This window comes from Streptomyces nanshensis, assembly GCF_001751255.1.
Classification (GTDB): domain Bacteria; phylum Actinomycetota; class Actinomycetes; order Streptomycetales; family Streptomycetaceae; genus Streptomyces; species Streptomyces nanshensis_A.
In genome coordinates this window covers 1-6,160 of record NZ_LJGW01000683.1, presented here as the reverse complement: position 1 = coordinate 6,160, position 6,160 = coordinate 1, and the positions used below count along the sequence as shown (strand labels likewise).

The window sequence follows — 6,160 nt, the reverse complement described above, 5'->3', positions numbered from 1 at the left end:
CGCGCCGCCCGGCTCGTCCCGGGCGGCGTCCGCCGCACGCCTCGCGCGGCGGCACCCTGCGCGTCCTCAACAGGGGGCAGGGCAGAGGGGCTTGAGGGGCGCCATCCTTCGCCCGGGCAGATACTCCTCGGACGGGATCTCCTCCGGGCCCGACGGCTCCGGGTCCTGCGCGGACTGCTTGCTCTGCGCACTCAGAGTGAGCACGGACACGGCGGCGCTCACCACGGCGGCCACGGCGCCGACGACCGCGCTGAGCGCATTGACCAGTTCAAACGACTGCATCGTTCTCGCCCTCCCTTCGGCCGCAGCGACGTGATCTGGTAACAGAGTGTCAGCACCCGACGGTCGTCCGCCAGGCGATTTTGCGACGACGGCCGCGCCCCGAGCACACACTTCCGGCCACGCACATCCGCACGGCGCAGGCCAGGCCGAGGTCGGCGGCCTGCATCAGCGCTCACGTCGGCGTCCCACATCGGACGCTCACGCCAGCGCGCTCAAGTCCCCGCCGCCGCCCCGCCCTTCACGTCCCGGTGCCCGAACCACTCCCCGCGCGCCCGCCCGAAGAAGACCGCGGCGCCCACCGACGCCCAGGCCACCAGCACCAGATACGGCATCACGTGCTCGTTGCCCGGAAAGTAGACGGCGGTGTGCTGCGCGTTGACGGAGGCGCCCGGCGGCAGCCACCGCCCCACCTCGCCCAGTACGGACGGCAGCAGCGGCCAGGACACCGCGCCGCCCGAGGACGGGTTGCCGAGCAGCACCATCACGAACCAGGTCGGGATCACCGCCCAGCGCCCGATCAGGGAGTTGAACATCAGGAAGACCATCCCGGAGGTGAACATGGTCAGCGCCAGGATCAGCCACGAGTGCACGAACGGCAGCGGTACGGCGTCCAGGACCCAACTGACCATCGCCACGATGATGAAGCAGCCGAGCAGCGCGTAGGCGGCGATGAACGAGACGCGCGCGACGGGCGAGAGCTCCGGCACGTTCGCCGCGAGCTGGATCGCGCCGAGGAAGCCGATGATGTCGGCGGCGAGCGTGATGTAGAAGATCGTCAGGCCGCGCGGATCGCCCCGGCCCAGCGGCTTCAGATCCCGGACGGTCACGCGTACGCCCGTCTTCTCCCCCACCTTCGGCGCGGTCTGCTGCAACAGCTCCGCGACGGAGGCGCCGGCCGCGCCGGAGAGGTTCAGTTCGACGTGCTCGCGCGGGGCGAGCCGCAGCACCGCGAAGACCCGCTGGTCCTCGACGGCCTGCCGGGCCTGCGCGAACGTGCGGTAGTGCCGGATGCGCAGCGAGGAGTGCAGCGCCTGCTCCAGACCGGAGACGAAGCGGCGGGCGCGGTGCTCGTCCTGGGCGTGGCCCACGACCGCCGTCGGGATGTCGCGGGGAGTGGGGTCGGCCATGGCGTAGGTGTACGAGCCGGCGAAGAGCCCCGCGGCCGCCGCGAGGATCAGGGCCACCACCGTCGCGGGGAAGAACGGGGTATGCGCGAAGGTCCGCCAGTGGGACCGCAGTCCGCGGCGCACGGGCTGCACGCAACGGGCACCGTGCCGCTCGTCTCCGTGCCCGCGCCCGTGTCCGTCGCCGCCCTCCGCCCCCGCGTCCCCGCCCGTCCCCCGCTCCTCGTACGGATCCGGCTCCCGCTGCTCGCTCATGCGCGCCACCCTAGGCAGGGTTGGTCCGCATTCGCGTACTTCGTCCGGGCGGGCCCGCCGCGGCGACCCGAGTCCCGGTCCGCGTGTAATCGGTTGGCCGGTCGTTTCGGTGAAGTGCGATCCTGGAGCCCGTATGCCGACTTCCACGTCCCCCTCCCCGTCCTTCGACGCTCTCCGCGAGCGCCTCCCCGAGCTGATGCTGCGCGACCAGCAGCGGCTGGGCAGGCGCCTGGAGGGCGTGCGCAAGATCCGCAAGCCCGAGGCCCGCGCCGCCGTGCTCGCCGAGATCTCCGACGCCATGGACGAGTCCGAGCTGAGGGTCGCGGACCGCCGCGCGTCGCGTCCGCGGATCACATATCCGGAGCAGCTCCCGGTCAGCCGGAAGAAGGACGAGATCCTCGACGCGATACGGGACCACCAGGTCGTGATCGTCGCCGGTGAGACCGGCTCGGGGAAGACGACGCAGATCCCGAAGATCTGCATGGAGCTGGGCCGGGGCGTCCAGGGCGTCATCGGCCACACCCAGCCCCGCCGCCTCGCGGCCCGTACGGTCGCCGAACGCGTCGCCGACGAACTCCGCTCGCCGCTGGGCGAGACCGTCGGCTGGAAGGTGCGCTTCACCGACCAGGTCGGGGAGAACACCCTCGTCAAGCTGATGACGGACGGCATCCTGCTCGCCGAGATCCAGCAGGACCGCGAGCTGCGCCAGTACGACACGATCATCATCGACGAGGCGCACGAACGCAGCCTCAACATCGACTTCCTGCTCGGCTATCTCGCCCAACTGCTGCCCAGACGCCCCGAGTTGAAGGTCGTCATCACCTCGGCGACGATCGACCCGGAGCGCTTCTCACGCCACTTCGGCGACGCCCCGATCGTCGAGGTCAGCGGACGTACGTACCCGGTCGAGGTGCGCTACCGGCCGCTCCTCGAAGCGGACTCCGACGAGCGGGACCGCGACCAGACGACGGCGATCTGCGACGCCGTGGACGAACTCCAGGCCGAGGGCCCGGGCGACGTCCTCGTCTTCCTCTCCGGCGAGCGCGAGATCCGGGACACCGCGGACGCGCTGGAGAAGCGCCTCGTACGGGCCGGAGCCGCCGCCGCGGCGGGCACGGAGATCCTCCCCCTCTACGCGCGCCTCTCGCACGCCGAGCAGCACCGCGTCTTCCAGCGCCACTCGGGCCGCCGCGTCGTCCTGGCCACCAACGTCGCCGAGACCTCCCTGACCGTCCCCGGCATCAAGTACGTCGTGGACCCGGGCACCGCCCGCATCTCGCGCTACAGCCACCGCACCAAGGTGCAGCGGCTGCCCATCGAGGCGGTCAGCCAGGCCAGCGCGAACCAGCGCAAGGGCCGCTGCGGCCGTACGTCCGACGGCATCTGCATCCGGCTCTACTCCGAGGAGGACTTCCTCTCCCGGCCGGAGTTCACCGACGCCGAGATCCTCCGTACGAACCTGGCGTCCGTCATCCTCCAGATGACCGCGGCCGGCCTCGGCGACATCGAGAAGTTCCCGTTCATCGACCCGCCGGACCACCGCAGCATCAAGGCGGGCGTCCAACTCCTCGAAGAGCTGCACGCGTTCAGCACCGCGCAGGACGCGGGGCAGGGCCCGAGGCAGGAGACGGGACAGGAGGCGGGACAGGACGCGGGGCAGGAGGCGGCGCCCTCCGGTACGTCCGCGAAGGGCGGCGCCCGCGAACGCGGCGGCCGCGGCGGCCGCAAACAGCACGGCGGCATGCGGCAGCCCGGCGGTACGCGCCTGACCGCCACCGGCCGCAAGCTCGCCCAGCTCCCCGTCGACCCCCGGCTGGCCCGCATGGTGCTGGAGGCCGAACGCAACGGCTGTGTGCACGAGGTGATGGTGATCGTCGCCGCGCTGTCCATCCAGGACCCGCGCGAGCGCCCCTCGGACAAGCAGCAGCAGGCCGACCAGCAGCACGCCCGCTTCCGCGAAGAGGGCAGCGACTTCCTCGCGTTCCTCAACCTGTGGCGCCATGTGCGCGAGCGGCAGCGGGAGTTGTCCTCGTCCGCGTTCCGCCGCATGTGCAAGGCGGAGTTCCTCAACTATCTGCGTATACGCGAGTGGCAGGACATCTACGCCCAGCTCCGCCAGGTCGCCAGGACGATGGACATCCTGCCCGCCGCGGACCGGAGCGCCGAGGAGACCTCGCCCGACGCCGTCCACCAGTCGCTGCTGGCGGGCCTGTTGTCGCACATCGGCCTCAAGGACACCGACAAGAACGAGTATCTGGGCGCCCGCAGCGCCAAGTTCGCCGTCTTCCCCGGCTCGTCGCTGTTCAAGAAGCAGCCGCGCTGGCTGATGTCCGCCGAGCTGGTGGAGACCTCGCGGCTGTGGGCGCGCGTCAACGCCAAGGTCGAACCGGAGTGGATCGAGCCGCTCGCCGAGCATCTGGTCAAGCGCACCCACAGCGAGCCGCACTGGGAGCAGAAGCAGGCCGCCGTCATGGCGTACGAGCGCGTGACCCTCTACGGCGTACCGCTCGTCGCCCAGCGCAAGGTCAACTACGGCCGCATCGACCCGGAGACGAGCCGCGACCTGTTCGTCCGGCACGCCCTGGTCGAGGGCGACTGGCGCACCCACCACCGCTTCTTCCACGACAACCGCAAGCTCCTGGACGAGGTCGAGGAGCTGGAGCACCGGGCACGCCGCCGCGACATCCTCGTGGACGACGAGACGCTCTACGACTTCTACGACGAGCGCATCCCGGCCCACGTCGTCTCCGGCGCGCACTTCGACGCCTGGTGGAAGAAGCAGCGCCGCGAGGACCCCGACCTGCTCAACTTCGAGAAGTCGATGCTCATCAACGAGCGGGCGGAGGAGATCAGCCGCAGCGACTACCCGGACGTGTGGCAGCAGGGGCAGCTCACGCTGCGCGTGACCTACCAGTTCGAGCCGGGTACGGACGCGGACGGCGTGACCGTCCACGTACCGCTCCAGGTGCTCAACCAAGTCGCGCCCGGTGAAGGGTTCGACTGGCAGATCCCCGGTCTGCGCGAGAGCCTCGTCACCGAGCTGATCCGCTCGCTGCCCAAGGCGATCCGGCGGCACTACGTACCGGCGCCGGACTTCGCGGCGCGCTTCCTGCGTACGGCCGCGCCGTCCGGTGAACCGCTCACCGTCATCCTCGCGCGCGAACTGCGGCGAATGGTCGGAGTGCCCTTCGACGCGGGCGACTTCGACCTCGCGAAGGTCCCCGACCACCTCAAGATCACCTTCCGGGTGACGGACGAACGGCGCCGCACGCTGGCCGAGTCCAAGGACCTGGAGGAGCTGCAGCACCGCCTCCGGGACAAGACGCAGGCCGCCATCGCCCGCGCCTTCGAGTCGTCCGCGCGGGCGCAGCGCGGAAAGGCGGGGGAGCAGCACGCGGCGGGCGGCCCGGACTCCGGCTCCGGCGACCAGTCCGGCTCCGGCACGGGCGCCGGTTCGGGTTCCGGTGCGGACGCCGCATCGCCCGCACCCGCGCTCTCCTCCCGTACGGGCCTGACCGACTGGACGATCGGCGCGCTCCCCCGCGTCTTCGAGACCAGGCGAGGCGGCCAGCCCGTCAAGGCGTATCCGGCGCTGGTCGACGACGGCGGCTCGGTCTCCGTTCATCTCTTCGATACGGAGACGGAACAGCGGCAGGCGATGTGGCGCGGCACGCGCCGGCTGATCCTGCTCAACATCCCCTCCGACCCTGCCAAGTTCGCCGCGTCCAAGCTCTCCAACCCGCAGAAGCTCGCCCTCTCGCGCTCCCCGCACGGCAGCGTGCAGGCCCTCTTCGAGGACTGCGTCACGGCGGCGGCCGACCGCCTCGTCGCGACGCACGGCGGCCCCGCCTGGGACGAGGAGAGCTTCCGCAAGCTCTTCGACGCCGTACGGACGGATCTGGTCGACGTCACGCTGAAGACGGTCAAGCAGGTCCAGGAGGTGCTCGCCGCCTGGCACTCGTGCGAGCAGCGGCTGCGCGGCGTCACCAGCGCGGCCCTCGCCGACTCCGTCGCGGACGTACGGCAGCAGCTCGCCGGACTCGTCTGTCCGGGCTTCGTCACCCGCCACGGCGCGGCACGCCTGCCGGACCTGCTGCGCTATCTCGTCGCCGCCGACCGACGCCTGACGCAGATGCCGAACAACGCGGAACGGGACCGCACGCGGATGGCCAAGGTCCGGGAGATGCACGACGAATATCTGTGGCTCCTGGAGCAGTTCCCGCCGGGGAGGCCGGTGCCGCAGGCGGCGCTGGACATCCGCTGGATGATCGAGGAGCTGCGCGTCAGCTACTTCGCGCACGCCCTCGGCACGGCGTATCCGGTCTCGGACAAGCGCATCGTGAAGGCGGTGGACGCGGCAGCCCCGTGAGCAGTGACGAAGGCGTCGCACACGGTGAGTTCGCGCCCCTCAGCGGGCTGCTGTAGAGTCTCGTCCGCGCCCGCACCACGAGGCGCGTTCCACGAGGTCCTGTGGAGCAGTTTGGAGTGCTCGCCACCCT

General features: G+C 71.0%; 3 protein-coding genes. 1 reads left to right on the top strand and 2 read right to left on the bottom strand.

What is annotated here, in order from left to right:
• Nucleotides 1–66: 66 nt before the first annotated feature.
• The gene (locus AN218_RS31685; protein WP_070020470.1) at nt 67–282 is read right to left on the bottom strand and encodes a hypothetical protein; all 216 of its coding nucleotides are present in this window, start codon (nt 280–282) and stop codon (nt 67–69) included.
• Between the two features lie 212 nt (nt 283–494).
• Nucleotides 495–1,661 (bottom strand): hypothetical protein, encoded by a 1,167-nt coding sequence (locus AN218_RS31680; RefSeq protein WP_070020469.1) that lies wholly within the window; start codon nt 1,659–1,661, stop codon nt 495–497.
• A 133-nt stretch (nt 1,662–1,794) separates the two neighbouring features.
• Between AN218_RS31680 and hrpA the strand changes: the two genes are divergently transcribed.
• Nucleotides 1,795–6,030, top strand: a complete 4,236-nt coding sequence (gene hrpA / locus AN218_RS37670; protein ID WP_216311835.1) for an ATP-dependent RNA helicase HrpA — start codon at nt 1,795–1,797, stop codon at nt 6,028–6,030.
• Nucleotides 6,031–6,160: the final 130 nt, after the last annotated feature.

What these genes read in the sequence shown, in the direction of transcription:
- AN218_RS31685 (WP_070020470.1), bottom strand. Translation starts at nt 282, where the DNA reads ATGCAGTCGTTTGAACTGGTCAATGCGCTCAGCGCGGTCGTCGGCGCC.
- AN218_RS31680 (WP_070020469.1), bottom strand. Translation starts at nt 1,661, where the DNA reads ATGAGCGAGCAGCGGGAGCCGGATCCGTACGAGGAGCGGGGGACGGGC.
- hrpA (WP_216311835.1), top strand. Translation starts at nt 1,795, where the DNA reads ATGCCGACTTCCACGTCCCCCTCCCCGTCCTTCGACGCTCTCCGCGAG.